The sequence below is a fragment of the Pseudomonas uvaldensis genome (genome assembly GCF_021271205.1).
Classification (GTDB): Bacteria; Pseudomonadota; Gammaproteobacteria; order Pseudomonadales; family Pseudomonadaceae; genus Aquipseudomonas; species Aquipseudomonas uvaldensis.
Map to the genome: position 1 here is coordinate 494,495 of NZ_JAIWKS010000005.1, position 25,951 is coordinate 520,445.

Annotated in this window: 25 protein-coding genes; 8 read left to right on the top strand and 17 right to left on the bottom strand. The window is 61.3% G+C overall.

Features of this window, described 5'->3' with window-relative positions; genetic code table 11:
- The first annotated feature begins 57 nt into the window (after positions 1 to 57).
- Positions 58 to 1,569, top strand: a complete 1,512-nt coding sequence (locus LCU97_RS14660) for a hypothetical protein (protein WP_232776945.1) — start codon at positions 58 to 60, stop codon at positions 1,567 to 1,569.
- A 99-nt stretch (positions 1,570 to 1,668) separates the two neighbouring features.
- Here the strand turns inward: LCU97_RS14660 and LCU97_RS14665 are convergent, their stop codons facing one another.
- The 3 genes from LCU97_RS14665 to LCU97_RS14675 form a co-directional block, all read right to left on the bottom strand.
- Complete coding sequence (locus tag LCU97_RS14665) at positions 1,669 to 1,941, bottom strand: HU family DNA-binding protein (protein ID WP_232776948.1); 273 nt, start codon at positions 1,939 to 1,941, stop codon at positions 1,669 to 1,671.
- Between the two features lie 190 nt (positions 1,942 to 2,131).
- A complete protein-coding gene (locus LCU97_RS14670) occupies positions 2,132 to 3,280 on the bottom strand; it encodes an NAD(P)/FAD-dependent oxidoreductase (RefSeq protein ID WP_053148864.1) in 1,149 nt (382 codons plus the stop codon).
- A 24-nt stretch (positions 3,281 to 3,304) separates the two neighbouring features.
- The gene (locus LCU97_RS14675) at positions 3,305 to 3,472 is read right to left on the bottom strand and encodes a rubredoxin (RefSeq protein ID WP_053148867.1); all 168 of its coding nucleotides are present in this window, start codon (positions 3,470 to 3,472) and stop codon (positions 3,305 to 3,307) included.
- 196 nt (positions 3,473 to 3,668) lie between these two features.
- Between LCU97_RS14675 and LCU97_RS14680 the strand changes: the two genes are divergently transcribed.
- Together LCU97_RS14680 and ubiA are read left to right on the top strand one after the other, a co-directional pair.
- Positions 3,669 to 4,232, top strand: a complete 564-nt coding sequence (locus tag LCU97_RS14680; protein ID WP_232776951.1) for a chorismate--pyruvate lyase family protein — start codon at positions 3,669 to 3,671, stop codon at positions 4,230 to 4,232.
- Positions 4,232 to 5,122: a 4-hydroxybenzoate octaprenyltransferase gene (gene ubiA, locus LCU97_RS14685; protein WP_053148871.1), complete on the top strand. Its 891-nt coding sequence runs from the start codon at positions 4,232 to 4,234 to the stop codon at positions 5,120 to 5,122. The genes LCU97_RS14680 and ubiA overlap by 1 nt, the downstream gene beginning before the upstream one ends.
- A 76-nt stretch (positions 5,123 to 5,198) precedes the next feature.
- On the opposite strand, the gene LCU97_RS14690 is transcribed toward ubiA, so the two are convergent.
- Complete coding sequence (locus LCU97_RS14690) at positions 5,199 to 5,585, bottom strand: COG4315 family predicted lipoprotein (RefSeq protein WP_053148874.1); 387 nt, start codon at positions 5,583 to 5,585, stop codon at positions 5,199 to 5,201.
- A 152-nt stretch (positions 5,586 to 5,737) separates the two neighbouring features.
- Between LCU97_RS14690 and phoB the strand changes: the two genes are divergently transcribed.
- The 3 genes from phoB to LCU97_RS14705 all read left to right on the top strand — a co-directional run bounded on the left by phoB (position 5,738) and on the right by LCU97_RS14705 (position 9,250).
- On the top strand, positions 5,738 to 6,427 hold the full coding sequence (gene phoB / locus LCU97_RS14695; protein WP_053148877.1) for a phosphate regulon transcriptional regulator PhoB: 690 nt from the start codon (positions 5,738 to 5,740) through the stop codon (positions 6,425 to 6,427).
- Between the two features lie 81 nt (positions 6,428 to 6,508).
- Entirely contained in the window at positions 6,509 to 7,795 is a 1,287-nt protein-coding gene (gene phoR, locus LCU97_RS14700) for a phosphate regulon sensor histidine kinase PhoR (protein WP_232776983.1), read from the top strand.
- A 114-nt stretch (positions 7,796 to 7,909) separates the two neighbouring features.
- The gene (locus LCU97_RS14705) at positions 7,910 to 9,250 is read left to right on the top strand and encodes a hemolysin family protein (protein ID WP_232776953.1); all 1,341 of its coding nucleotides are present in this window, start codon (positions 7,910 to 7,912) and stop codon (positions 9,248 to 9,250) included.
- Between the two features lie 141 nt (positions 9,251 to 9,391).
- Here the strand turns inward: LCU97_RS14705 and LCU97_RS14710 are convergent, their stop codons facing one another.
- From LCU97_RS14710 to LCU97_RS14745, 8 genes are all read right to left on the bottom strand, one after another.
- Entirely contained in the window at positions 9,392 to 10,288 is an 897-nt protein-coding gene (locus LCU97_RS14710; protein WP_053148884.1) for a peptidoglycan DD-metalloendopeptidase family protein, read from the bottom strand.
- Between the two features lie 219 nt (positions 10,289 to 10,507).
- Positions 10,508 to 11,473: a response regulator gene (locus LCU97_RS14715; RefSeq protein WP_232776955.1), complete on the bottom strand. Its 966-nt coding sequence runs from the start codon at positions 11,471 to 11,473 to the stop codon at positions 10,508 to 10,510.
- Positions 11,474 to 11,642: 169 nt separating this feature from the next.
- Positions 11,643 to 12,404: a phosphate signaling complex protein PhoU gene (gene phoU / locus LCU97_RS14720; protein WP_053148890.1), complete on the bottom strand. Its 762-nt coding sequence runs from the start codon at positions 12,402 to 12,404 to the stop codon at positions 11,643 to 11,645.
- A gap of 109 nt (positions 12,405 to 12,513) precedes the next feature.
- Positions 12,514 to 13,347 carry a phosphate ABC transporter ATP-binding protein PstB gene (gene pstB, locus LCU97_RS14725; protein ID WP_053148894.1) on the bottom strand — a complete coding sequence of 278 codons (834 nt, stop codon included), beginning with the start codon at positions 13,345 to 13,347 and terminating at the stop codon, positions 12,514 to 12,516.
- A 136-nt stretch (positions 13,348 to 13,483) separates the two neighbouring features.
- Entirely contained in the window at positions 13,484 to 15,154 is a 1,671-nt protein-coding gene (pstA, locus tag LCU97_RS14730) for a phosphate ABC transporter permease PstA (protein ID WP_053148897.1), read from the bottom strand.
- A 15-nt stretch (positions 15,155 to 15,169) separates the two neighbouring features.
- The gene (locus LCU97_RS14735) at positions 15,170 to 17,203 is read right to left on the bottom strand and encodes an ABC transporter permease subunit (protein WP_232776984.1); all 2,034 of its coding nucleotides are present in this window, start codon (positions 17,201 to 17,203) and stop codon (positions 15,170 to 15,172) included.
- A gap of 405 nt (positions 17,204 to 17,608) precedes the next feature.
- Positions 17,609 to 18,607: a phosphate ABC transporter substrate-binding protein PstS gene (locus LCU97_RS14740; protein WP_053148904.1), complete on the bottom strand. Its 999-nt coding sequence runs from the start codon at positions 18,605 to 18,607 to the stop codon at positions 17,609 to 17,611.
- Positions 18,608 to 18,846: 239 nt separating this feature from the next.
- Positions 18,847 to 20,145 carry an MFS transporter gene (locus LCU97_RS14745; RefSeq protein ID WP_053148907.1) on the bottom strand — a complete coding sequence of 433 codons (1,299 nt, stop codon included), beginning with the start codon at positions 20,143 to 20,145 and terminating at the stop codon, positions 18,847 to 18,849.
- 364 nt (positions 20,146 to 20,509) lie between these two features.
- Between LCU97_RS14745 and LCU97_RS14750 the strand changes: the two genes are divergently transcribed.
- Positions 20,510 to 20,914 carry an acyl-CoA thioesterase gene (locus tag LCU97_RS14750; RefSeq protein WP_024777863.1) on the top strand — a complete coding sequence of 135 codons (405 nt, stop codon included), beginning with the start codon at positions 20,510 to 20,512 and terminating at the stop codon, positions 20,912 to 20,914.
- 58 nt (positions 20,915 to 20,972) lie between these two features.
- Complete coding sequence (locus LCU97_RS14755) at positions 20,973 to 21,872, top strand: D-hexose-6-phosphate mutarotase (protein ID WP_232776956.1); 900 nt, start codon at positions 20,973 to 20,975, stop codon at positions 21,870 to 21,872.
- 135 nt (positions 21,873 to 22,007) lie between these two features.
- On the opposite strand, the gene LCU97_RS14760 is transcribed toward LCU97_RS14755, so the two are convergent.
- The 5 genes from LCU97_RS14760 to LCU97_RS14780 form a co-directional block, all read right to left on the bottom strand.
- Entirely contained in the window at positions 22,008 to 22,544 is a 537-nt protein-coding gene (locus LCU97_RS14760; protein ID WP_053148912.1) for a DUF3299 domain-containing protein, read from the bottom strand.
- Between the two features lie 91 nt (positions 22,545 to 22,635).
- Positions 22,636 to 22,881, bottom strand: a complete 246-nt coding sequence (locus tag LCU97_RS14765; protein ID WP_053148915.1) for a GlsB/YeaQ/YmgE family stress response membrane protein — start codon at positions 22,879 to 22,881, stop codon at positions 22,636 to 22,638.
- Positions 22,882 to 22,984: 103 nt separating this feature from the next.
- Entirely contained in the window at positions 22,985 to 24,070 is a 1,086-nt protein-coding gene (locus tag LCU97_RS14770) for a 5-(carboxyamino)imidazole ribonucleotide synthase (protein ID WP_053148918.1), read from the bottom strand.
- 12 nt (positions 24,071 to 24,082) lie between these two features.
- Positions 24,083 to 24,574: a 5-(carboxyamino)imidazole ribonucleotide mutase gene (gene purE / locus LCU97_RS14775; RefSeq protein ID WP_003196369.1), complete on the bottom strand. Its 492-nt coding sequence runs from the start codon at positions 24,572 to 24,574 to the stop codon at positions 24,083 to 24,085.
- Between the two features lie 333 nt (positions 24,575 to 24,907).
- Positions 24,908 to 25,825, bottom strand: coding sequence for a LysR substrate-binding domain-containing protein (locus tag LCU97_RS14780; protein WP_053148921.1), 918 nt, complete (start codon positions 25,823 to 25,825; stop codon positions 24,908 to 24,910).
- Positions 25,826 to 25,951 lie beyond the last annotated feature (126 nt).

Here is a 25,951-nt window from a genome sequence, read left to right on the forward strand (position 1 = left end):
GTATGCCCTGTCCAAGGCTAAGATGGGCACATACTCTATCAAAGGGAAGCAGGCGCGATGCCACCTGGTTTTGATCCGCTGATCCATATCGATTGGAAAACCCCGGGCGGCGAGCTGCTTGCGCTGTTCCAACATTACTACCCCGATATCGACGTCTTTTCCGGCCCGCCTTTCGAAGCGCTGTTGGATGAGCTTGCCAACGAAATGCCGGAGGTCTGTTTCCAGGCGCTGGCAGGCGTCCTCACGCGCCAGGGTTACGATCTCTGGAACCTGGACGCCGGTGGCGATGATTATCGACCGGTCATTGTTGCGGCCGATCAGCGCGAGGCGTTTGCCAGCCATTGGCAGGACCGTGCCGCGGAACTGCCCCTCAGCCCGACGTTGATCGAGCCGCCCACGCCTGCCCCCTCAAATCGCAAGAAAACCAAGCCCAGACGCAGCAAGCTCAATTGGCTGCAGGACGTGCATGACTATCCCGGCCCCACCTATGTCCATGAATACAACTACCGCAACGGTTGGGCTGCCGTCACCGAGCAGGACGACGATCAGTGGTTGTGCTTTCTGATCGATTACAACCCCTGGCCACCCACCGAACAGGACATGCTCGAACACCGCAACGACAGGGTCGATGGCGCCGATCTGACGCTCATCGATGCCAGTGCTCAAGGCAGCGTCTGGAAACGACGGGTCAAAAAAGGCGACTACAGCTCGGAGGATCGCTATCAGTACGAAATCCGCCAAGGCGAGACTGTCCGCGCCTTCGGCCCCTGCGGGATGGAATGGCCAGAGTTCGAACAGCCCTGCGTAGTGCTCGACGATGAACTATTCGAACGCCAGCGCCTTTACCAGCCAGAGCCTTTGACGCGTATCTGGCGGATCACGGCCCATGGCAGTGAAGTGATCTTCGAACACCCGGATGAACTCACCCTCCTGCCCATCGGGTCACGCCGCTTGCTGTTCATGCAGCACAACGGGCCGGCGTGCTGGATCTGGCATCAGGACACCGGGCAGCCCGCCCTGCCCGCCAAACCAATGCCAGTGGTTGATGGCTATACCCTGAGGGCTTCGAGCGCGTACCTGGGGGGCGATGAAGTCCTGTTGTTCAGCGAAGACAAGCGACCCAACCTCGAAGACCCGCGCTTTCACGAGACGGTGCTGTTGGCGTGGCGCTTCAACGTGGTAACCGGGACCGCAACGAAGGCGGTGCTGGACGGCTTCGGCAGCGAGCTGCGCCAGGACACGCGCCTGCTCGTCACGCAACCCAAGCAGGTGATCACGCTGCGTACGTTTCACGGCAAGATCCATGTGTCCCGCGGACATGGCGATTGGTGGGTCTGGAATTACGAGACCCAGACATTCGGCTCCCACACCCTGGCCTGGTTCTGGAACCAGAGCAGCCATCAGGTGCTGAAGCTGTCTTCCCAGGATATCCGGCGCATCAAACCGCAGATTCGTTATTTGCCGACGCAGGATCGCTACCTGGCGTTCGAAACGGAGTTCGTCGCCCGGCTGCCATCGTTCACCGACATGCTTGACGACAAGGGCTGCGATCTCCTGGTTTTCGATTGACGCGAGCGGTGGGCATCAAAATAAAAAAGGGTACCCGATTTACCGGCGTACCCTTTTTACTACCCTTTTTTCCTCTGAACGAGGGCCCCGGGGCAATGATTAATTCACCTGATCCTTCAGTTTCTTGCCCGGTTTGAATGCAACGGTATTGCTGGCCTTGATTTTCACTGGCTCACCGGTTTGCGGGTTCTTGCCGGTGCGGGCGCCGCGGTGGCGTTGCAGGAAGGTGCCGAAACCTACGAGGGTAACGCTGTCCTTGCGGTGCAGGGCGCCGGTGATTTCTTCGAGGACGGCGTTGAGGACCCGGTTGGCCTGTTCCTTGGTGAGGTCTGCTTTTTCCGCGATGGCGGCGGCGAGTTCTGGTTTACGCATGAATGAAGCCCCTTTGACGATTTTTTGTTGTTATGTCTGGACTGGTCTCATGGGAACAGCCCCTAAGGCACCGCAGGCTCTACTCTGCGGCAGACCGGAGTGAGGATGGCACGGGGCCGAGGACGACGCCAGTACCCGAGCGACCTTTGCGAGACCAAAAGTAGGGTTTTTGCGACAGAACGACCAGTATTTACGCCAACAAGGGCGGAAGTTCCTTGTTCAGCGCCAGTTTCTCCATCACCGCCGCACCGGTCAGGGCATAGCCCAGCAGGTTACCTTGGGCATCGCGACACAACGCCTTGATGTCGCTGCCCTGCCCTTCTACACGCCACTCACCTTCGCGCCCCCGTGGTGGAGGCGAGACCACCAATGGACACACGGGCGTCTTGACGGTGATCGGCATCGGGCCATAGCTGACGGCGGTCGGGTTGCCGGCCAGGGTCTGGGCCAGGGCACGAGCGCAGCTCATCAACGGCATGACGTACAACAGGTTCAAGCCATCGACCTCGGCGCAATCGCCCAAGGCGTAGATATTGGCATGGGAAGTCTTCAGGTGACGGTCAACCACCACACCGCGATTGACCACCAGACCCGCCGCGGCCGCCAGATCGATGCGCGGACGCAAGCCGATGGCCGAAACCACCAGGTCGCAGGCAATCACTTGCCCATCGGACAGGTGCGCCTCCAGCCCGTCGGCCACCCGTTGCAGGCGGTTGAGCACCGGCCCCAGGTGGAAGCGCGCCCCGAGGCTTTCCAGGCCGGCCTGCACTGCCGTGGCAGCGGCCGGGTGCAGCAGCGTCGGCATGACTTGCTCGCACGGCGCCACCAGGTGCACTTCGTAGCCACCGAGGATCAGATCGTTGGCGAATTCGCAACCGATCAGGCCGGCACCGAGCAGCAGGACACGGCGCTTGCCGACGGCCGCCGCTCGAAAGCGCGCATAGTCTTCCAGGTCATTGATGGGAAAGATCAGGTCAGCGGCATCACCCTGCACTGGCACGCGCACGGTTTCGGCACCCCAGGCCAGGATCAGGTCGCGGTAGTTCACCGCTTCCTCACCGATCCACAAGCGCTTGTGACCCGGGTCGATGCCGCTGATGCGGGTGTGGGTCCGTACCTCGGCCTTCAGTTGCTCGGCCATGGCCCCCGGCTCGGCCATGCTCAGGCCATCGGCGTCCTTGTTTTTACCAAAGCCCGTGGAGAGCATCGGCTTGGAATAAGAGCGACCATCGTCGGCGGTAATCAGCAGCAACGGGGTGTCGCTGTCGAGCTTGCGAAACTCCCTGGCGAGGTTGTAGCCGGCCAGGCCGGTACCGACGATGACGACAGGTGCGCTCATGTTGCTCTCCTTTTCAAGAAATGATCAGTTGATTTCGATCATTTCAAAATCCATTTTGCCCACACCGCAGTCCGGGCAAAGCCAGTCTGCCGGCACGTCTTCCCAGCGCGTACCAGGGGCGATGCCATCATCCGGCCAACCCTCGGCTTCGTTGTAGATCAGGCCGCAGACGATACATTGCCACTTCTTCATTCGGGTACTTCCTCAGGTGTCAGGCATTTGCCGGCATGCTTGGGTCATTTTGCAGCTGCCCTTCCGGCTCAGGGCGTTTTGTACTGATCGATCGCGACAGATGCAAGCATGATCGGCGCGACGTGGGCCGGGCCAGGCAAAACCGCCGGTCGACATGGTAAGCTCGCGGCCTCCTTTGCTGCCAATCCAGACCCCCGTGCCGCATACAAATTCGATATTTCCTACACTTCAATGGCGGCCCCGGCACTTGCTGTCGCCCCGTCCCGATGCCTGCGTGCTCGACTGGCTGTTCGACGAAGGCTCCCTGACCCGGCGCCTCACGCGTTTGTCCAATGAGCGCTTCAGCATAACGCCGGTCTTCGAAGGCTGGCAGCCGTTGCGCGCCGACGAATGTGTCGCACTGGACCTGCCGGAAGGCAGCGAAGGCTGGGTGCGCGAAGTGTACCTGCGCGGTCATGGCGAGCCCTGGGTGTTCGCCCGCAGCGTGGCGGCGCGCAGCGCGTTGCAGGGTGACGGCTTGCAGCTGGATGAATTGGGCAGCCGCTCCCTGGGAGAGCTGCTGTTTTGCGACCAGGCGTTCCAGCGCGGCGACATCGAGGTCTGCCATTACCCCGAGCCGTGGCTGCCGGTGGAAATACGCGCCCCTGAGCTGTGGGGTCGGCGTTCACGCTTCGACCGCGGCACGTTGAGCGTGCTGGTGGCGGAAATCTTTCTGCCGCGCCTGTGGAGTGTCGCCCGCGCCTATTCGGAGACTTGCTGATGTACCTGCAACTGCTCAAATCCCTGAATCGCCTGAACCCACGGGCCTGGGACTTCCTGCAACTGACCCGCATGGACAAGCCCATCGGTATTTATCTGCTGCTGTGGCCGACCCTGTGGGCGCTGTGGATTGCCGGTGAGGGATCGCCCTCCCTTGCCAACATCGTGATCTTCGTCCTCGGTGTGGTGCTGACCCGGGCGGGCGGTTGTGTCATTAACGATTGGGCCGACCGCAAGGTGGACGGCCACGTCAAGCGCACCGAACAACGCCCACTGGTGAGCGGCAAGATCAGCTCGAAAGAAGCGCTGGTGTTTTTCGCCGTCCTGATGGCCGTGAGTTTCCTGCTGGTGCTGTGCACCAATGCGCCGACCATCCTGCTGTCCCTCGGTGGGCTGGCACTGGCCTGCACTTATCCGTTCATGAAGCGCTATACCTATTACCCACAAGTGGTGCTGGGCGCGGCGTTCTCCTGGGGCATGCCGATGGCGTTCACCGCCGAAACCGGCCACCTGCCGGCGGCCGCCTGGCTGCTGTACATCGCCAACCTGCTCTGGACGGTGGGTTACGACACTTACTACGCGATGACCGACCGCGACGACGACTTGCGGATCGGCGTGAAATCCACGGCGATCCTGTTCGGCGATGCCGACCGGGTGATCATCCTGACGTTGCAGGGCCTGGCACTGGGCTGCCTGCTGTTGGCCGGAGCGAAATTCCAGCTGGGCGGCTGGTTCCACCTGGGGCTGGTGGCCGCCGCCGCGTGTTTTGCCTGGGAGTTCTGGTACACCCGTGGCAAGGACCGGATGCGCTGCTTCAAGGCGTTTTTGCACAACCACTGGGCCGGGCTGGCGATTTTCGTGGGGATTGTGCTGGATTATGCGTTGCGCTGATCCAGCGGTGAATATGGGGCTCATGAAAACCTTTGTGGCGAGAGACTTGCTCCCTCGCCACAGAAGCGTCTTCCCGTCAGTCAGCCTTGACGACGTGCCAAACGCCGCCTTTACCGTCACCGGTCGGCTTCTCTCCCTTCTTGTCCATGGCGTAGGTGTAGATCGGCTTGCCTTCGTAGGCCCATTGTTGCTTGCCATCTTCGCGGGTGATCAACGTCCACTCGCCCACGGGCTCGGCGCCATTGTCAGCCATCAGCGGCGGCCAGTTCTTGGCGCATTGGTCGTTGCACATCGATTTGCCGCCCGAGTCTTTATCAAACGTATAAAGCGCCATGCCCCCGTGGTCCGTCAGCACATGGTGCTTTTGATCGACCATCGCCGGCTCAGCCGCATACGCCATCGCCGGCAACGCCAGGGCAGCCATGAGCGCCAGCGCCTTGGTGGTTTGGGTGAAGTAAGTCATGGAAACCTTCTTTTGTGGTTGTCAGGATTCGGACTGAAAAGCTTAGTCCAGGATCCGTTTCGCTGCCGGAAGGCGGAATATCTGTCACACGACTGCAATAATTCCGTTATCTAATGCGGCGCAAGACAGTTAAATGACAAGAGGATTACCCCATGGTTGGCAGGAGCATTCTGATCGTCGACGACGAGGCGCCCATCCGCGAGATGATCGCCGTTGCGTTGGAGATGGCCGGCTATGACTGCATGGAAGCAGAAAACTCTCAACAGGCCCACGCGATCATCATCGACCGCAAGCCCGACCTGATCCTGCTGGACTGGATGCTGCCCGGCACGTCCGGCATCGAGCTGGCGCGACGCCTCAAGCGCGACGAGCTGACGGGTGACATTCCGATCATCATGCTCACCGCCAAGGGCGAAGAGGACAACAAGATCCAGGGTCTGGAAGTCGGCGCCGACGACTACATCACTAAACCTTTCTCCCCACGGGAGCTGGTGGCACGCCTGAAGGCCGTGCTGCGTCGCGCGGGTCCCACCGATGGCGAAGCGCCGATCGAAGTCGGCGGCCTGCTGCTCGACCCGATCAGCCATCGGGTGACCATCGACGGCAAGCCCGCCGAGATGGGCCCTACCGAATACCGCCTGTTGCAGTTCTTCATGACCCACCAGGAGCGCGCCTACACTCGCGGGCAATTGCTGGATCAAGTCTGGGGCGGCAACGTCTATGTCGAGGAGCGGACCGTGGATGTGCACATCCGCCGTCTGCGCAAGGCCCTCGGCGACGCCTACGAGAATCTGGTACAAACCGTGCGTGGCACCGGTTATCGTTTTTCGACGAAGGCCTGATCCGAGCCCTTACCGCCCGACAAGCTGACAAGGACGCACCTTCAATTGAATCAAAACTGGCATGGCACCCTGATTCGCCACATGTTGTTGCTGGTGACCGGCTGTCTGGTGATCGGCCTGATCAGCGGTTATTACGGCTGGAGCCTGGCTGCGGGCCTGGGGCTTTACCTGGCCTGGACCCTGAAACAATTGTTGCGCCTGCATGAATGGCTGCGCCTGCACCAACCCGACGAAGCCCCACCCGACGGCTATGGCTTGTGGGGCGAGGTCTTCGACAGCATTTATCACTTGCAACGACGCGACCAACGCGTTCGCGGCCGCTTGCAAGCGGTGATCGACCGGGTCCAGGAGTCCACCGCCGCGCTGAAAGACGCGGTGATCATGCTCGACAGCGAGGGCAACCTGGAGTGGTGGAACCGCGCTGCCGAAACCCTGCTGGGCCTCAAAACCCCTCAGGACAGCGGACAGCCAGTGACCAACCTGGTACGCCACCCACGCTTCAAGGAATACTTCGAGCAGGCCAATTATGCCGAGCCGCTGGAAATCCCCTCGCCCACCAACGACCGGCTGCGCATCCAGCTGTACATCACCCGCTACGGCAACAACGAGCACCTGATGCTGGTGCGGGACGTGACGCGCATCCATCAGCTGGAACAGATGCGCAAGGACTTCATTGCCAACGTGTCCCACGAACTGCGCACCCCGTTGACGGTGATCTGCGGTTACCTGGAAACCCTGCTCGACAACGTCGAGGAAGTGAACCCGCGCTGGAGCCGCGCCCTGCAACAGATGCAGCAGCAAGGCGGACGCATGCAGACACTGCTCAATGACTTGCTGTTGCTGGCGAAGCTGGAGGCGACCGATTACCCGTCGGACAATCAGCCAGTGGCCATTGACGATCTGCTGCAAATCATCAGCGAAGATGCCCGGGAGTTGTCCGGTCCCAAGCAACAGACCATCACCCTGGAAGCCGACCCGACAGTCCAGCTCAAGGGCAGCGAAGCAGAACTGCGCAGCGCGTTTTCCAACCTGGTGTTCAACGCGGTGAAATACACGCCGGAGCAAGGCCGGATCCACATCCGCTGGTGGGGTGACATGCAGGGCGCGCACCTGAGCGTGCAGGATTCGGGCATCGGCATCGACAGCAAACACCTGCCGCGCCTGACCGAACGCTTCTACCGCGTCGACTCCAGCCGCAACTCCAATACCGGCGGCACGGGACTGGGCCTGGCCATCGTCAAACACGTGCTGTTGCGTCATCGCGCACGCATGGAAATCAGCAGCGTGCCCGGCCATGGCAGTACGTTCACCTGCCATTTCGCACCGGCGCAGGTGGTGCGTGCGCGGCTCACCAACCCCGCCGATTGAGCCGCCCCCCTAGGCAATCGCCGAGTCAGCCGCTACATTGGCTGACTCGCGCCTGCTTTTCCAGGCACTCTGTTTTCACCCCTTAAGCACACATGGAACCCGCAAAACCCCATCATGGACCCTTCCCCTGGCTTGTCCCTCGTCACACTCTTCGCCGAATTCGGCATGATCCTTTTTGCTTTTGTCCTGGTCCTGCTCAACGGCTTTTTCGTTGCGGCGGAGTTCGCCATGGTCAAGCTGCGTTCGACCCGGGTCGAAGCCATCGCCGATCAGAACGGCTGGCGCGGGCATATCCTGCGCACGGTTCACAGTCAGCTCGACGCTTACCTGTCTGCTTGCCAATTGGGCATCACCCTCGCCTCCCTGGGCCTGGGCTGGGTGGGTGAACCCGCGTTCGCCCACCTTCTCGAACCGCTGCTGGGCGCGGTCGGCGTCCAGTCGCCGGAAGTGATCAGGGCCGTTTCGTTCTTCACCGCGTTCTTCATCATTTCCTACCTGCACATCGTGGTCGGTGAGCTGGCGCCCAAATCCTGGGCCATCCGCAAACCCGAGCTGTTGTCGCTGTGGACGGCGGTGCCGCTGTACCTGTTCTACTGGCTGATGTACCCGGCGATCTACCTGCTCAACGCCAGCGCCAACGCCATCCTGCGTATCGCCGGCCAGGGCGAGCCCGGCCCTCATCACGAGCACCATTACAGCCGTGAAGAATTGAAACTGATCCTGCACTCCAGCCGGGGCCAGGATCCGAGCGACCAAGGCATGCGCGTGCTGGCCTCGGCCGTGGAAATGGGCGAGCTGGAAGTGGTGGATTGGGCCAATTCCCGGGAAGACCTGGTGACGCTGGAATTCAACGCGCCCCTCAAGGAAATCCTGGCGATGTTCCGCCGTCACAAATTCAGCCGCTACCCGGTGTACGACAGCGAGCGCCAGGAATTCGTAGGCCTGCTGCACATCAAGGACCTGTTGCTGGAACTGGCGGCCCTGGACCACATTCCCGAGTCGTTCAACCTGGCCGAGCTGACCCGGCCCCTGGAGCGCGTGTCGCGGCACATGCCGCTGTCGCAACTGCTGGAGCAGTTCCGCAAGGGTGGTTCGCACTTCGCCGTGGTGGAAGAGGCCGACGGTAACATCATCGGCTACCTGACCATGGAAGACGTGCTGGAAGTGCTGGTGGGCGATATCCAGGACGAGCACCGCAAGGCCGAGCGCGGCATCCTGGCCTATCAGCCGGGCAAGTTGCTGGTACGCGGGGACACGCCGCTGTTCAAGGTCGAGCGCCTGTTGGGGATCGACCTGGACCACATCGAGGCCGAAACATTGGCGGGATTGGTCTACGAAACCCTTAATCGGGTGCCGGAAGAGGAAGAAGTGCTGGAGGTCGAAGGCCTGCGGATCATCATCAAAAAGATGAAAGGACCGAAGATCATTCTGGCGAAGGTGTTGATGGTCGATTGAGTCGTTGACTCAGGATTGGCGTCGGTCCCATCGCGAGCAGGCTCGCTCCCACAGGGGCCTGCGGTGAACACGAATCTGATGTCCACGGAAGATCAACTGTGAGAGCGAGCCTGCTCGCGATGACGTCGCCCGAACGCCCCGTCACTGCTTGCCCACCGCAAAGTTGGGCAACTCCCCTACCGGCTGGTCGAACTGGTAGGGAATCGACACCAGCCCCAACCCGGTATTGCGCTGCACCACGAAGTGCAGGTGAGGGCCGGTGCTGTTGCCGGTGTTGCCCGACAACGCCAGCGGCGTGCCCACCACCACCCGTTGGCCTTCCCGTACGCTCACCGAGCCTTTCTGCAGGTGCAGGTACACGCCCATGGTCCCGTCGTCATGCAGTATCCGCACGAAGTTGCCCGAGGGGTCGTCGCCTCGGCCGGTCTGCTGGTTTTCCGTCTTGATCACCACACCGCCCCGCGCCGCGATGATCGGCGTGCCTTCGGGCATGGCGATGTCCATCGCGTAGCGGCTTTTCGGGCCGTAATGGCTGTACTGACCGTTGGCGCCCTGGCTCAGGCGAAACGGCCCGCCACGCCACGGTAGCGGATAGCGGTAGGCTTGCGCCGTACCGGCGGGGTCGCCCAGGGAATACTCGAACCTGGGGGTGTATACCAGCGGCTTTCCGGGCTGCGAGGCCGTGAGCAGCGCCAGGCGCAGGTTGCTGCGCGCCGGCAGGACCCGCCGAATCGGCCGGCTCGGCGCCCCGCTCACATTGCTCAACCCGGTGAAACTCAACTCGATCTCCACCGGCGCGTACAAATCGTTGCGCACGAACACCGCATCGGCGCCTTTCTGCTTCTTGATATCGAGAAACACCTGACGCTCCAGGTGCTCGACCATGCGATCACGGAACACGAAGACCTGGGCCCCCTTGCTGGGACGATCGCTATAGGAAACGACGCCATTGGCATCGGTGGACTTGTAGATTGTCATGCCCGCGGCCGAGGTGGAGGCCAGGACAAGACCACAGGCGAACAACAAGGGCACGAGCATGAGGTAAGGATTCTGTCGAAAAATGAAGGCCTGCACAGCAGACTAGCAGCTGGGATGGACCAGCGTATTCGACGGATGTTTCAAATCGGCAAGGTATTGGCGCTGAATTCGCTGGCCTCTTCGCGAGCAAGCCCGCTCTCACACAGGATCTCAAGTGTTTGGAAGATCGAATGTGGGAGCGGGCTTGCTCGCGAAGACGGATTCAAGAGCGCCGCTGAATCAAGCGCCCGGTACGAAGTGCTTCTGCGCCGTGCCGCGGGCGATCAGGCGGGAGATGTAGTCGAGTTTCTGCGGGTCTTTGTCGACGAAACGGAAGGTCAGTTGCAGCCATTCACTGTCCGGCGTCTGCTCGTGGGCGACGATGGCGTGCAAGTAGCCGTTGAGGCGTGCGGTTTCGGCGTTGTCGCCCTGCTCCATGTCCAGCACGGAGCTTTCAAGCACCTGCGGCAGGGTGTCGGTGCGTTTGACCACCAGCAGCGCTTCCTTGAGGCTCAGGGCCTTGATCACGCATTGCTGGGTGCCGCTGGACAGGCGCAACTGGCCCTGGCCACGGTTGCCGGCCGGTGCGGAGGCGGCGGGCGCCTTGACAGGCGGGCTGTTGAGCAAGCCACGGGCCGGGGCGGCCGCTGGGGCTGGAGCGGCCGCAGCAGCGGTAGGGGCTGCGGCGGCTGGTCTGGCGGCGGCTGGTGCAGGCGCGGCGGCGGCCACCGGAGCGGCCTTGCCACCCGTCAGAGCACTGAGGGAGTCATTGGCAAACGCCGAATTCATCTTGGTCGGGGCGCTGTTCATCAGGGTGTCGAGCTTGCCGACCTTGTGCAGGGCCTGCTTGACCTTGGTCAGCAGTTGTTCGTTGGTGAAGGGCTTGCTGACGTAGCCGGAAACGCCGGCCTGGATCGCCTGGACCACGTTCTCCTTGTCGCCACGGCTGGTGACCATCACGAACGGCATGCCCTTGAGGTTGTCCTGCTGACGGCACCAGGTCAGCAGTTCCAGGCCGGACATTTCCGGCATCTCCCAATCGCACAGCACCAGGTCGAATGCCTCGCGAGCCAGCAGTGCCTGGGCTTTCTTGCCGTTCACCGCGTCTTCGATACGCACGCCCGGGAAGTAGTTGCGCAGGCACTTCTTCACCAGGTCACGAATGAACGAAGCATCGTCCACGACCAACACACTGACCTTACTCATCCAGATACACCTCTAAAAAATCCCGGCAAGCATACCGCTTTTACTGATGGCATATTGCCAAAAACCGTCAGTCACGCCGGGACTTTTCGTTCGCGGGGTGCTGCTTTCGATTAAAAAGGCCTGCAAAAAAAAGCCCGACCAGAAGGCCGGGCGCTTTTCTTGGGCAATCTTACTTATCGTCAGATTCACCCGGAACATTAGCGGTTTCGGACGGGGTGCCCTCAACTTCTTCCTTCATTCGTTTGAGCCCCATGTGCCGCACATCGGTGCCACGCACGAGATAGATCACAAGTTCGGAGATGTTGCGCGCATGATCGCCAATACGCTCCAGGGAACGCAGCACCCAGATGATGCTGAGCACCCGGGAGATCGAACGCGGGTCTTCCATCATGTAGGTCGCCAGCTCACGAAGCGCTGTCTTGTATTCACGGTCGATGATCTTGTCGTACTGCGCTACCGACAAGGCCAGGTCGGCATCGAAGCGGGCGAAGGCGTCCAGGGCATCACGTACCATGTTACGCACCTGGTCACCGATGTGACGAACCTCGACGTAACCGCGCGGCGCTTCGCCTTCTTCGCACAATTGGATGGCACGACGAGCGATCTTGGTGGCTTCGTCGCCGATCCGCTCAAGATCGATCACCGATTTGGAGATGCTGATGATCAGGCGCAGATCGGAAGCCGCTGGTTGCCGACGGGCCAGAATGCGCAAGCATTCTTCATCGATGTTGCGCTCCATCTGATTGATCTGGTCGTCGATCTCGCGAACCTGCTGGGCCAGACCGGAATCGGCCTCGATCAGCGCTGTCACCGCGTCGTTGACCTGCTTTTCCACCAGCCCGCCCATGGCCAGCAGATGGCTACGCACTTCTTCCAGCTCGGCGTTGAACTGGGCGGAAATGTGGTGAGTAAGGCCTTCCTTCGAAATCATCTTGTTCGCTCCGCGAAAGTTGCAAGCTTCAAGCTGCAAGCTTCAAGCAGTTAAATGTTGATTCTGTATCGCATCTGCCGCTTGAGGCTGCGGCTTGCAGCGGCCTCGACTAGCCATAACGACCGGTGATGTAGTCTTCGGTCTGCTTCTTGGCCGGATTGGTGAACAGCGTATCGGTGTCGCCGAATTCCACCAGTTTGCCCATGTACATGAACGCGGTGTAATCGGAAACCCGTGCCGCCTGCTGCATGTTGTGGGTCACGATGACGATGGTGAACTTGGACTTGAGCTCGTAGATCAGCTCTTCGACCTTCAGCGTCGAGATCGGGTCCAGGGCCGAGCAAGGTTCGTCGAGCAACAGGACTTCCGGTTCCACGGCGATGGTACGGGCGATCACCAGGCGCTGCTGCTGACCACCGGACAGGCCCAGGGCCGAGTCATGCAGGCGATCCTTGACCTCATCCCACAATGCCGCGCCCTTGAGGGCCCACTCCACGGCCTCGTCGAGAATGCGCTTCTTGTTGATGCCCTGGATGCGCAAGCCGTAGACCACGTTCTCGTAGATGGTTTTCGGGAACGGGTTGGGCTTCTGGAACACCATGCCCACGCGACGGCGCAGCTCGGCCACGTCCTCACCCTTGCGATAGATATTGTTGCCGTAGAGGTTGATCTCGCCTTCGACGCGGCAACCGTCCACCAGGTCGTTCATGCGGTTGAAGGTGCGCAGCAAGGTGGACTTGCCGCAGCCCGACGGGCCGATGAACGCGGTCACGCGTTGTTTCGGGATGTTCAGGCTGACGTCGTACAGCGCCTGCTTTTGACCATAGAACAGATTCAGGCCGGGTACTTCGATGGCAACGGTTTCGTCTGCCAGGTTCAGGCTCTGCTTGTCGCGGCCCAGGGCCGACATGTTGATACCGTGTGTATGTGCTTCGTGTTGCATGGGAGGCTCCCTGTGCTAACAAATTCGGTTCGGTTGTGTGGGAGCGAGCCTGCTCGCGATCCAGGCGACTCGGTTTGGCTGTGCACCGAGGTGATGCCATCGCGAGCAGGCTCGCTCCCACAGAAAATCAGTGAAATCAGCTATCGAGTGCTTTGTATTTTTCCCGCAGGTGGTTACGGATCCACACCGCCGAGAGGTTCAATATGGCAATCACCAGCACCAACAGCAGGGCTGTGGCGTAGACCAGTGGCCGCGCCGCTTCGACGTTCGGGCTTTGGAAGCCCACGTCATAGATGTGGAAGCCCAGGTGCATGATCTTCTGATCCAGGTGAATGTAGGGGTAGTTGCCATCCAGTGGCAGCGACGGCGCCAGTTTCACCACGCCCACCAGCATCAGCGGCGCCACTTCACCGGCGGCGCGGGCGACGGCGAGGATCATGCCGGTCATCATCGCCGGGCTCGCCATCGGCAGCACGATCTTCCACAGGGTCTCGGCCTTGGTCGCACCGAGGGCCAGGGAGCCTTCGCGCACGGTCCGCGGGATCCGCGCCAAGCCTTCTTCGGTGGCGACGATCACCACCGGCACCGCCAGCAGCGCCAGGGTCAGAGACGCCCAGAGCAGGCCTGGGGTGCCGAAGGTCGGCGCCGGCAGGGCTTCCGGGAAGAACAGACGGTCGACCGAGCCCCCCAGCACATAGACGAAGAAGCCCAGGCCGAACACGCCGTAGACAATGGCCGGTACGCCGGCCAAGTTGTTCACCGCGATGCGGATCAGGCGGGTCATCGGGCCCTGGCGGGCGTATTCGCGCAGGTAAACCGCCGCCAGCACGCCGAACGGGGTCACGATCATCGCCATGATCAGGGTCATCATCACCGTACCGAAGATCGCCGGGAAGATCCCGCCTTCGGTGTTGGCTTCACGCGGGTCGTCGCTGAGGAATTCCCAGACCTTGCTGAAATAGAAACCCAGCTTGGTAAAGGTACCCATGGCGTTCGGCTGGAAAGCATGCACCACCTTGCCGATTTCGATCTCCACTTCCTTGCCGTTGGCATCGCGGGCAGTCAGGCTGTCGCGGTTGAACTGCGCGTGCAGGTCGGCCAGGCGCGTTTCGATTTCCTTGTACCGCGCGTCGAGCTCGGCGCGTTCACTGGCGAGGTCGGCCTGGGCGGCGGCGTCGAGCTTGCCGTCCAGTTCCAGTTTGCGACCATGCAGACGGATGCGCTCCAAACCGGCGTTGATCGCGCCGATGTCGCTTTTTTCCAGGGTCTTGAGCTCGGCGGCGAGCTGATTGACCCGCGCAATGCGCGCCTGCAACTGCGGCCAGGCGGCCTCGCCTTCGGCCACGACCTTGCCTTGTTCCTTGACGTTGACCAGGTAACCATAGAAGTTACCCCATTCACGGCGCTCAAGCGCCATCAGCTCCGGTGGTGTGGTCTGGTTGGTCAGCCAGTCGCCGACGATCCAGGTGAAGTCAGTGCCGTTCAGGTCCCGGTTGCCAACCTTGATCAGCTCACGGGTCATGAACTCGGGGCCCTCATCAGGCACCGGCAAGCCAGCGCTTTTCAGGCGCTCGCGGGGCACTTCTTCTTTCTGCACCACTTCGCCGACCACCAGGTGCGCGGGCATGCCCGGAACGTTGTAGTTGGCGTGGATAAGGTCCGCCGGCCAGAAATGACCCAGGCCGCGCACGGCAATCACTGCCAGCAGGCCAATGGTCATGATGACTGCGATGGACACCGCGCCACCGCTGATCCAGACGCCGGGGGCGCCGCTCTTGAACCATCCTTTCAGGGAGTGCTGTTTCACAGACTTCTACCTTTCTTAAAGCGACGAATATTTCTTGCGCAGACGCTGACGGATCAGCTCGGCGAGGGTGTTCATGATGAAGGTGAACAACAGCAGCACCAGCGCCGACAGGAACAGCACGCGGTAATGGCTGCCGCCGACTTCCGATTCCGGCATCTCCACCGCCACGTTGGCCGCCAGGGTGCGCAGGCCTTCGAACAGGTTCATTTCCATGACCGGCGTGTTGCCGGTGGCCATCAGCACGATCATGGTCTCGCCCACCGCACGGCCCATGCCGATCATCAGCGCCGAGAAAATGCCCGGGCTGGCGGTGAGGATCACCACGCGGGTCATGGTCTGCCACGGGGTGGCACCCAGGGCCAGGGAGCCCAGGGTCAGGCCACGGGGGACACTGAACACGGCGTCTTCGGCGATGGAGTAGATGTTCGGGATGACTGCAAAGCCCATCGCCAGGCCGACCACGAGGGCGTTGCGCTGGTCGTAGGTGATGCCCAGGTCATGGGAGATCCACATGCGCATGTCGCCGCCGAAGAACCAGGCTTCCATGTACGGACTCATGTACAGCGAGAGCCAGCCCACGAAGATGATCACCGGGATCAGCAGCGCGCTTTCCCAGCCGTCCGGCACTTTCAGGCGAATCGACTCGGGCAGGCGGCTGAAGGTGAAGCCGGCCACCAGGATGCCGATGGGCAGCAACATCAACAGACTGAAGATACCCGGCAGATGCCCTTCGACGTACGGCGCCAGGAACAGGCCGGCGAAGAAGCCGAGAATCACCGTTGGCATCGCTTCCATCAACTCGATCACCGGTTTGACCTTGCGACGCATACCCGGAGCCATGAAGTAAGCGGTGTAGATCGCGGCGGCAACGGCCAGCGGCGCGGCCAGCAGCATTGCGTAGAACGCGGCCTTGAGCGTACCGAAGGTCAGCGGCGAAAGGCTCAGCTTGGGCTCGAAGTCGGTGTTGGCGGCGGTCGATTGCCAGACGTACTTGGGCTCGTCGTAGTTCTCGTACCAGACCTTGCTCCACAGCGCGCTCCAGGACACTTCCGGGTGCGGGTTGTCCAGCGTCAACGGTTGCAGCTTGCCGCCCTGCTCCACGATCAGCCGGTTGGCCCGTGGTGACATGCCGAACACGCCTTGTCCGTCCACCACCTGATCCACCAGCAAGGTGCGGTGGGCAGTGCTGTGGAACACACCGAGCTTGCCAGCCGCGTCGAGAGCGACGAAGCCCTTGCGGCGTTCCTCGGCAGTGATTTCGACGATGGGTGTGTTGCCCATCTGGAAGGAGCGGATCTGCTTCAGGCGCTGCTCGCCATCCGCATCGCGGGCCATGAACCACTGGGACAGCCCACCCTTGGAGTCACCCATGATCAGCGAGATCCCGCCCACCAATTGGGTGGCGGCGGTGATCTGGGCATCGGCGTTTTCCAGCAGTTTGTAACGACCGTTGAGACTCTTGTCCCGTAGGCTGAACACGTCGGCCTGGGCCCGGCCGTTGACCACGTACAGCCACTGCTGGCGCGGGTCGACGAAGATGTTTTTCACCGGTTCGGTCATCTGCGGCAGCTCGATGCGGGTCTGCTCGCTGGTGACTTCACCGGTCATCATGTTTTCTTCACTGGTGACCGACAACACATGCAGCTGTGCGCCGCTGGAACCGGCGATCAGCAGCGTCGAATCGGTGGCGTTGAGGCTGATATGCTCCAGGGGCGCACCCTGCTCATTCAACGCGATCGGCGTTTCGCCATAGGGGTACTCAACGGCCGGGGTGATGGTTTTCTTGCCGTCCGGGTAGCTGACCTTATAGGTATGACGGAACACCAGGGCCTGGCCATTGGACAGGCCGATCGCCACTAGCGGGCTGCCGGGCTGGTCTTCACCAATGGACGTCACGCTGGCACCGGCCGGAAGCGGCAGGTCGACACGGCGCAGTTCCGCACCGCCGTCGATGTTGTAGAACAGTGCCTGGCCCTTGTCGGATACCCGCATGGCGACCTGGTTCTGCTCTTCGATGGAGATCATCAACGGCTTGCCGGCGTCTTGCATCCAGGCCGGAGTGATCGAATCCTTGGAAGTCAGCTCCGCGCCCTGGAACAGGGGCATCACCACGTAGCCAAGGAAGAAGAAAATCAACGTAATGGCCGCCAGAACGGCCAGACCACCGACCAAAACGTACCAGCGGGTCAGGCGATCCTTGAGCGCACGGAGATGGCGCTTGCGTTGAAGCTCAGGCGTATTGAAATCAATGCGCTTGGGAGGGGAAGTCGTAGTCATGGTGGAATTGGCCAGATCATTCATGCGCACACCCTAGCGATCCTGTATGACAGAAAGATGACAATGCAGTGACGCAACAAATCCGCCGCCCGTGGGTACCGGCAGCGGAGAGGAATTTGGACTGTGGGGGCCAACCCTGCCCCCACAGCAATCCGGGCACTGGCCCGGACTCAGAGATTACTTCTTGGCGACGTTGCCGCCTTCCGACAGACCCAGGTCAGCCAGTGCCTTGGCGGCAACCTTGGCAGGTACCGGGATGTAGCCGTCCTTGACCACGACTTCCTGGCCTTGCTTGGACAGGATCAGCTTCACGAACTCGGCTTCCAGCGGAGCCAGAGGCTTGTTCGGTGCCTTGTTGACGTAGACGTAGAGGAAACGCGACAGCGGGTATTTGCCGTTCAGGGCGTTTTCTTCGGTGTCCTCGATGAACTCGCCACCTTCTTTCTTGGCCAGGGCAACGGTTTTCACGCTGGCGGTCTTGTAGCCAATGCCCGAATAGCCGATGCCGTTAAGCGAGCTGCTGATCGATTGCACAACCGAAGCCGAACCAGGTTGTTCGTTGACGTTTGGCTTGTAGTCGCCTTTGCACAGGGCTTCTTCCTTGAAGTAGCCATAGGTGCCGGATACCGAGTTACGACCGAACAACTGGACCGGCTTGTTGGCCAGGTCACCGGTCACACCCAGGTCGCCCCAGGTCTTGACGTCAGCCTTGGCACCGCACAGGCGGGTGGACGAGAAGATGGCATCGACCTGAGCCATGGTCAGATGCTTGATCGGGTTGTCCTTGTGCACGAATACCGCCAGGGCGTCCACGGCCACCGGAATAGCGGTAGGCTTGTAGCCGTATTTCTGCTCGAAGGCCTGCAGTTCGTTGTCCTTCATCTTGCGGCTCATCGGGCCCAGGTTGGCGGTGCCTTCGGTGAGTGCGGGCGGCGCGGTGGAGGAACCGGCGGCTTGGATCTGGATGTTTACGTTCGGGTATTCTTTCTTGTAGTTCTCGGCCCACAAGGTCATCAGGTTGGCCAGGGTATCGGAGCCGACGCTGGAGAGGTTGCCCGACACACCAGTGGTCTTGGTGTAGCTCGGGATCGCAGGGTCAACAGCGGCAACCGCGTTGGCAGTCGCAACGCCAGCAGCGACAAACGTCATTGCCGCCATCAAACGCTTCAGTTTCATGCCTTACTCCTAGCAGATAGGGTGTGTTAAGTCGGCCAAGTATCAGCAAGCCGTGTGAACACTCTATGGCTGAAATATGACAATTGGATGAAAGGCCAGTATTGAGTTTTGCAGGCTGATTCGCGGTGCCCCCCAATCGCGAGCAGGCGCGCTCCCACAGGGTTTGGCGGTGCGCACAGAACCAGTGTGGGAGCGAGCCTGCTCGCGATGAGGCCGGTGAAGCCGATGAAGACCCGGCTCTAGCGCCCCTTCTTCCAGAGATAAGCGCCCACCACTATCCCCATCCCGCACAGCGCCGCCACGTAATACGCCGGCCCCATCGAGCTTTCCTTGAGCAGCAGGCTGACAATCATCGGCGTCAGGCCGCCAAAGATCGCGTAGGCGACGTTGTAGGAGAACGACAGGCCGCTGAATCGCACGACCGGCGGGAAGGCCTTGACCATGACATACGGAACCGCGCCGATGGTACCCACCAGCAGACCGGTCAGGGCATACAGGGGGAAGAGCCAGTCGGGATGGTCGGCCAGACTGTGGTAGAAGGTCCAGGAGCTGGCCAGCAGCGCGGCGCTACCGAACACGAAGACGCGGCCCGCACCGAAACGATCCGCCAGGGCGCCGGCCAGGATGCAGCCTACGCTCAGCAGCACAATCGCCACGCTGTTGGATTGCAACGCCGTGGTCGGTGCGAAGTGATAAACCGTCTGCAGAACGGTGGGGGTCATCAGGATCAACACCACGATGGCGGCGGACAACAACCAGGTCAGCAGCATTGAAATAATGATGGCCCCCCGGTGATCGCGCAGCACGGCGCGCAACGGCACTTCTTCAGCCAGGGCCTTGCGCAGTTGCAGTTCGGCGAACACCGGGGTTTCGTGCAGCCACTGGCGCAGGTACACCGAGAAGAGGCCGAACACGCCGCCCAACAGGAACGGAATGCGCCAAGCGTACTCCGCCACTTCCACGGGCGTATAAAGGCTGTTGATGGCGGTGGCCACCAGCGACCCCAGCAGGATCCCCGCCGTCAGGCCGGAAGTGAGGGTACCGCAGGCATAGCCGATATGGCGTGCCGGAACGTGTTCGGAAACGAATACCCAGGCACCCGGCACTTCACCGCCGATGGCAGCCCCCTGGATCACCCGCATCAACAGCAGCAGGATCGGCGCCCACATGCCGATCTGCGCATAAGTGGGCAACAGGCCCATGATCAGGGTGGGCACGGCCATCATGAAGATGCTCAGCGTGAACATCTTCTTGCGCCCCAGCAGGTCGCCGAAGTGCGCCATGATGATTCCGCCCAGCGGCCTCGCCAGGTAACCGGCGGCGAAAATGCCGAACGTTTGCATCAGGCGCAGCCACTCGGGCATTTCGGCGGGAAAGAACAATTTGCCGACCACGGTGGCAAAAAACACGAAAATGATGAAATCGTAGAACTCCAGCGCACCGCCCAGGGCGGAAAGCGAGAGGGTCTTGTAGTCGTTGCGTGTCAGCGGACGGGCGGGTTGCGCGGGGGTTGCCGTGCTCGAAGGCGCAGTGGTCATGGCGGGGGCTTCTCTTATAGTCGGTTCTGCAACCCGTCAATACGGGTTGGAGCGGTTCGGCACGATAGCAAATTGTTCGAAAAAGCACATAGAGGTGCATTATTGATAGTCGAAATCGGAACCGGGTGGTCGTCTCGACGCCTATCGCCCGATATACTCCCAGGCTTGCGACACTCTGTAAGGGGTTGCTGTGCGAAAACGTCGTTGGGGGCGTCATGAAGAACCAGCCGGTTTCGCAGAGTATCCCTTTGGCACGCCTTTACGAAAAACGTGACGAACGCAGGTTCGGGCTGAATCGTTTTTTACAAAGACGGCTATTCACCTGAAGTACACGACAGAGTTACGGGTCAGAGGCACCCCCGGCATGATAGAGCTCGAACAAGAAGATCCAATCCCGCAAGGCGACCTGGCGCTGCAAATCACCGCCCTTCCTCGCGACACTAACGGTTTCGGCGATATTTTCGGCGGCTGGCTGGTGTCCCAGATGGACCTGGCCGGCACGGCCATGGCCAGTCGAGTGGCCGGCGGGCGCGTGGCGACCGTGGCGATCGATCGCATGGCGTTCCTGGTGCCGGTGGCGGTGGGTGCACAGCTGTCCTTCTACACCCAGACGCTGGAAATCGGCCGCAGCTCGATCCAGATGATGGTCGAGGTCTGGAGCGACGATCCGCTGTCCAGCGAGTGGCGCAAGGTGACCGAAGCGGTGTTCGTGTTCGTCGCCATCGATGGCAGTGGCCGCACCCGTTCGGTTCCACCCCGCGCACGTTAAACATGGCGGCCGTTTTGCGGTCCATTGCAGTTCCTTGTTCCCGAGCGAGATTTGCAGCATGCCTACGCCCAATGTCGAAGCCGTCAAACTGGATGAACTCAATGGATGGCGCATTCGCCATGGCCAGGCCGAGTTGCTGGTGGCCCAACAAGGCGCGCATATCCTCAGCTATCAAGTGGACGGCCAGCCTCCGCTGATCTGGCTCAATGACCAGGCGACCTTCAAAGCCGGCAAGAGCATCCGCGCCGGCGTGCCGGTGTGCTGGCCCTGGTTCGGCAACCTGACCCGCAACCCCGACAGCGTCCAGGCCATGCGCGTGAGTAACGAACCGGCCACGGCCCACGGCCTGGTGCGCGCGATGGATTGGCAATTGCAGGGCATCGAAGCCGAGGGCGAACGCCTGAAGGTGGAATTCGTGCTGCCCTACCCCGTAAACGGCCTGGCCGGCTGGCCTCATCAGGTGGACCTGACGCTGACCATCGTGATGGACGAGCAACTGCATATCAGCCTCACCAGCCATAACCGTGGCAGCGAAACCGTCAGCCTCAGCCAGGCGCTGCACAGCTATTTCGCGGTCAGCGACGTGCGCAACGTACACGTCGAAGGCGTAGACGGCTTGAGCTATATCGAAACCCTGGACGACTGGAAAACCGTCATCCAGGCCGGCGACCTGCACTTTACCGGCGAGACCGACCGCATCTACCTCGGCACTCCACCGACACTGAGCATCGTCGACCCGCATTGGTCGCGACGGATCGAACTGACCAGCAGCGGCTCACGTTCGGCCGTCATCTGGAACCCCTGGACCGAACGGGCCAAGGCCTTCAGCGACATGGCCGACGACGGCTGGCAACGCATGCTGTGCATCGAGACGGCGAATGTGATGGATGACGTGGTGACGCTGCTACCGCAAGCCAGTCATACCTTGGGCGTGAGTATCGGTAGCAAGCCGCTCTAACCGACACTACAAAAAACCTGTGGGAGCGGGCTTGCTCGCGAAGGCGGTGGCTCAGTTGAAAGAATGTAGACTGACACGCCGCCTTCGCGAGCAAGCCCGCTCCCACAGGGGATTTATGTCCGGCCAAGCGGGCCGCTACAAATCCGCCTCCTGCACCACCCTCACCTTCTCCGCATCCAGCGCATACGCCGCGCTCGCCAGGTCGTTGTCGACCTTTTCGATCTTCAGCATGCCGGTCACCCACAACGGCGTGTAGATGTCGTCCAGCTTCAGCCCCTTGGGATAACGCACCAGCACCAACTGGTTGGGTGGCGGTGGCGGGACATGGATGCAGGCACCGGGGTAAGGCACCAGGAAGAACAGCGTGCTATGGCCCTTGGCATCGGTTTCCAACGGCACCGGATAACCGCCGATGCGAATGTGTTTGTCGTTCATCGACGCCACGGTCTTGGTCGAATACATCACCGCAGGCAAGCCTTTGCTCTGCTTCAGGCCGCCTTTCTGGGTGAAGGTGCCATTGGCTTCAGGGGAGTTGTGGTCGATTTCGGGCATCGCCTCGAGGGCTTTCTGGTCCGACTTGGGCATCAGTTCGAGCCAGTCGGTTTCCGGCAGTTCGGCGGCATGGGCAAGGCCGCTGCCCAATAGAAGAAGGGTTAACACTAGACGGCGCATGAAAAGGCTCGGCAATGGAAATGGTCAGTGAAACGCCGGGCATTCTAGCTCTCTCTGCGCGCCTCGCAGAGAGAGCCATCAGCATTCTGAGTCAGTTTCTTTTGATCAGGCCGTAGATCACCAGCAATACGATCGCGCCCACCAGGGCACCGATGAAGCCGGCGGCTTCACCCGCCTGATAGATGCCCAAGGCCTGGCCGCCATATGTGGCTGCCAACGAACCGCCAATACCGAGCAGGATGGTCATGATCCAGCCCATGCTGTCATCACCCGGTTTCAGGAAGCGCGCCAGTAGGCCAACGATCAAGCCGATAAAGATGGTTCCGATGATTCCCATGGCATTTCCTCTTTTGAGTAGGAGCTATGCCAAAGCCTAGTCAGGCTTTGGCACCTTGCCATGAGAGAATCCAGCCGACGAATGGTTCCAATAATGTTTCGGATTATTGCTCGGCGATCAGCGTCTCAACCTTGATAATCTGCTGGGCCAGCGTGGCCCGATCAGCGCAGCGCAAGTTGGCGTGGCCGACCTTGCGCCCGGCCTTGAAGGCCTTGCCATAGTGATGCAAATGGCAATCGGCGATGGCCAGGACCTTCTCGGTGTCCGGCACCTTGCCGATGAAGTTGAGCATGGCGCTTTCACCGACCTTGGCGGTCGAGCCCAGCGGCAGCCCGGCTACCGCCCGCAGGTGGTTTTCGAACTGGCTGCACTCGGCGCCTTCGGTGGTCCAGTGGCCGGAGTTATGCACCCGAGGAGCGATTTCGTTGGCCTTGAGGCCGCCGTCCACTTCAAAGAACTCGAATGCCATCACGCCCACGTAATCCAGCTGCTTGAGCACCCGGCTGGAGTAATCCTCGGCCAGGGCCTGGAGCGGGTGGTCGGTGCTGGCGACAGACAGCTTGAGAATGCCGTCCTTGTGGGTGTTGTGCACCAGCGGGTAGAAACGGATTTCACCGTCGCGGGCACGCACGGCGATCAGCGAGACTTCACCGGTGAACGGCACGAAGCCTTCCAGCAGGCAGCCCACGCTGCCCAGCTCGGCGAACGTGCCGGCCACGTCCTCGGGGTTGCGCAGGACTTTCTGGCCCTTGCCGTCATAACCCAGGGTACGGGTCTTGAGCACGGCCGGCAGGCCAATGGACGCAACGGCGGCTTCCAGGTCGGCCTGGGACTGGATGTCGGCGAAGGCCGGGGTCGGGATGCCCAGGTCCTTGAACATGTTCTTTTCGAACCAGCGATCCCGGGCGATTCGCAAGGCTTCGGCGCTCGGGTAGACCGGAACGAACTGGGACAGGAAAGCAACGGTTTCGGCCGGGACGCTTTCGAATTCGAAGGTCACCAGATCGACTTCATCGGCCAGTTGGCGCAGGTGATCCTGGTCGCCGTAGTCGGCCCGCAGGTGCTCGCCCAATGCAGCGGCACAGGCGTCCGGCGCCGGGTCCAGGAAAGCGAAGTTCATCCCCAGGGGCGTACCCGCCAGGGCCAACATGCGGCCCAACTGGCCGCCACCGATTACACCGATCTTCATTCGTCAACCACCTCAGGCAATGCGCGGGTCTGGATTGTCCAGGACGCTGTCTGTCTGCTCAGCGCGGAATTTCTTCAACACGGTATGGAATTGCGGGTGCTTGGCGCCCAGGATGCTCGCCGACAGCAGGGCCGCGTTGATCGCGCCAGCCTTGCCGATGGCCAGGGTCGCGACCGGGATGCCGGCCGGCATCTGTACGATGGACAACAACGAGTCGACACCCGAGAGCATCGACGACTGCACCGGTACGCCCAGCACCGGCAGGTGGGTCTTGGCCGCACACATGCCCGGCAGATGAGCCGCGCCACCGGCACCGGCGATAATCACCTCGATGCCACGGGCCTCGGCTTCTTCGGCGTACTGGAACAGCAGGTCCGGGGTGCGGTGGGCAGAGACCACTTTCACCTCATAGGGGATGCCGAGCTTTTCCAGCATATCGGCGGTGTGGCTAAGGGTGGACCAATCGGACTTGGAGCCCATGATCACGCCAACCAGTGCACTCATCGTCGTGCCTCTTCTCTCTGGGCGCCCGCGGGCGCGTCAAAAAACAACAAGCCACGCGGGAAACCGGCGTGGCTTGTTGTACGAATAATGGCCGATCTGGACCGGCCGAAGGCCGCGCAGTATACCGCAATGAAGCAGATAAACAGCCCCCGTCGCGACCATCTGTCATTTGCAGTTAAACAGCAGTTTTATTGACCGGCGGGTCAGCGAAAGCACACCGCAAAATTCCCTATGTGGGAGATTCTATGTTGCAGGGCAACCCTGCAACATCGATGCAGGCTGACCCACCGCTATCGCGAGCAAGCTCGCTCCCACAGGGGTTATGTGTCGTTATCAAGAATGGGCGACGCCCTGCGCTACCCCGCCCTCGAGCTTGCGCCACAACAACCGTACATTGGCCTTGCGCACCAGGGCGCAGCGGTACAGGCGGATCTCCAGGGGGACGTGCCATTGCGCACCGCCACAGATCACCAGTTCGCCCCGGGCGAGCTCGGCGCGCACGCTCAATTGCGGTACCCAGGCGATGCCCAGGCCTTCCAGCGCCATGCTCTTGAGGCTGTCGGCCATGGCTGTCTCATAGACGGTGGTGAAACGCAGCGCACGCTGGCGCAGCAACTGGTTCACCGAGCGACCGAGGAATGCCCCGGCGCTGTAGGCCAGCAACGGCACGCTGGCCTCGCCTTCGAGATCGAACATCGGCTTGCCGTCGGCGCCAGCGGCACACACCGGCAGCATTTCGGTCTGGCCCAGGTGCAGCGACGGAAAGATCTCCGGGTCCATCTGCATGGCCGAATCCGGGTCGTAGAACGCCAGCATCAGGTCGCAGCCCCCTTCGCGCAAGGCATGCACGGCATCGCCCACGTTGGTGGCCACCAGCCGCGTGGCGATGTTCATGCCTTCGTTGCGCAGTTGCGCGATCCAGCGTGGAAAGAAGCCCAGCGCCAGGGAGTGAGCGGCCGCCACCTGGATCACCTCGCCTTGCCCGCCTTCCAGGTGATGCAAATGACGCAGCACCTCGCCCAGTTGCTCCACCACCGTGCGCGCGGTCACCAGGAATAACTGCCCCGCCGCCGTCAGCTCGACCGGTGTGCGAGAGCGATTGACCAGCGTCAGCCCCAGCGCCGCCTCGAGGCTGCGGATGCGTCGGCTGAAGGCCGGTTGCGTCACGAAGCGACGCTCAGCCGCCTGGGAGAAACTGCGGGTAGCGGCCAGGGCACTGAAGTCCTCGAGCCATTTGCTTTCAAGATTCATCACTCCTCCCGACCCACGCACCAAAACAGGTCACACGTTCGCCGCCCACGCGACGTCACACCGGCATTATGCCGAATATGCATAGGGCAGTGTTTAACAGCATTGGCCCTAATTTTCTCGAAGGCC

What these genes read in the sequence shown, in the direction of transcription:
- phoB (WP_053148877.1), top strand. Translation starts at nt 5,738, where the DNA reads ATGGTTGGCAGGAGCATTCTGATCGTCGACGACGAGGCGCCCATCCGC.
- LCU97_RS14660 (WP_232776945.1), top strand. Translation starts at nt 58, where the DNA reads ATGCCACCTGGTTTTGATCCGCTGATCCATATCGATTGGAAAACCCCG.
- LCU97_RS14670 (WP_053148864.1), bottom strand. Translation starts at nt 3,280, where the DNA reads ATGAGCGCACCTGTCGTCATCGTCGGTACCGGCCTGGCCGGCTACAAC.
- LCU97_RS14715 (WP_232776955.1), bottom strand. Translation starts at nt 11,473, where the DNA reads ATGAGTAAGGTCAGTGTGTTGGTCGTGGACGATGCTTCGTTCATTCGT.
- LCU97_RS14780 (WP_053148921.1), bottom strand. Translation starts at nt 25,825, where the DNA reads ATGAATCTTGAAAGCAAATGGCTCGAGGACTTCAGTGCCCTGGCCGCT.
- LCU97_RS14755 (WP_232776956.1), top strand. Translation starts at nt 20,973, where the DNA reads ATGCCTACGCCCAATGTCGAAGCCGTCAAACTGGATGAACTCAATGGA.
- ubiA (WP_053148871.1), top strand. Translation starts at nt 4,232, where the DNA reads ATGTACCTGCAACTGCTCAAATCCCTGAATCGCCTGAACCCACGGGCC.
- LCU97_RS14745 (WP_053148907.1), bottom strand. Translation starts at nt 20,145, where the DNA reads ATGACCACTGCGCCTTCGAGCACGGCAACCCCCGCGCAACCCGCCCGT.
- purE (WP_003196369.1), bottom strand. Translation starts at nt 24,574, where the DNA reads ATGAGTGCACTGGTTGGCGTGATCATGGGCTCCAAGTCCGATTGGTCC.
- LCU97_RS14765 (WP_053148915.1), bottom strand. Translation starts at nt 22,881, where the DNA reads ATGGGAATCATCGGAACCATCTTTATCGGCTTGATCGTTGGCCTACTG.
- phoR (WP_232776983.1), top strand. Translation starts at nt 6,509, where the DNA reads ATGTTGTTGCTGGTGACCGGCTGTCTGGTGATCGGCCTGATCAGCGGT.
- LCU97_RS14665 (WP_232776948.1), bottom strand. Translation starts at nt 1,941, where the DNA reads ATGCGTAAACCAGAACTCGCCGCCGCCATCGCGGAAAAAGCAGACCTC.
- LCU97_RS14760 (WP_053148912.1), bottom strand. Translation starts at nt 22,544, where the DNA reads ATGCGCCGTCTAGTGTTAACCCTTCTTCTATTGGGCAGCGGCCTTGCC.
- LCU97_RS14740 (WP_053148904.1), bottom strand. Translation starts at nt 18,607, where the DNA reads ATGAAACTGAAGCGTTTGATGGCGGCAATGACGTTTGTCGCTGCTGGC.
- LCU97_RS14710 (WP_053148884.1), bottom strand. Translation starts at nt 10,288, where the DNA reads ATGCTCGTGCCCTTGTTGTTCGCCTGTGGTCTTGTCCTGGCCTCCACC.
- LCU97_RS14770 (WP_053148918.1), bottom strand. Translation starts at nt 24,070, where the DNA reads ATGAAGATCGGTGTAATCGGTGGCGGCCAGTTGGGCCGCATGTTGGCC.
- LCU97_RS14675 (WP_053148867.1), bottom strand. Translation starts at nt 3,472, where the DNA reads ATGAAGAAGTGGCAATGTATCGTCTGCGGCCTGATCTACAACGAAGCC.
- LCU97_RS14690 (WP_053148874.1), bottom strand. Translation starts at nt 5,585, where the DNA reads ATGACTTACTTCACCCAAACCACCAAGGCGCTGGCGCTCATGGCTGCC.
- LCU97_RS14705 (WP_232776953.1), top strand. Translation starts at nt 7,910, where the DNA reads ATGGACCCTTCCCCTGGCTTGTCCCTCGTCACACTCTTCGCCGAATTC.
- phoU (WP_053148890.1), bottom strand. Translation starts at nt 12,404, where the DNA reads ATGATTTCGAAGGAAGGCCTTACTCACCACATTTCCGCCCAGTTCAAC.
- LCU97_RS14735 (WP_232776984.1), bottom strand. Translation starts at nt 17,203, where the DNA reads ATGCAAGACGCCGGCAAGCCGTTGATGATCTCCATCGAAGAGCAGAAC.
- pstB (WP_053148894.1), bottom strand. Translation starts at nt 13,347, where the DNA reads ATGCAACACGAAGCACATACACACGGTATCAACATGTCGGCCCTGGGC.
- LCU97_RS14750 (WP_024777863.1), top strand. Translation starts at nt 20,510, where the DNA reads ATGATAGAGCTCGAACAAGAAGATCCAATCCCGCAAGGCGACCTGGCG.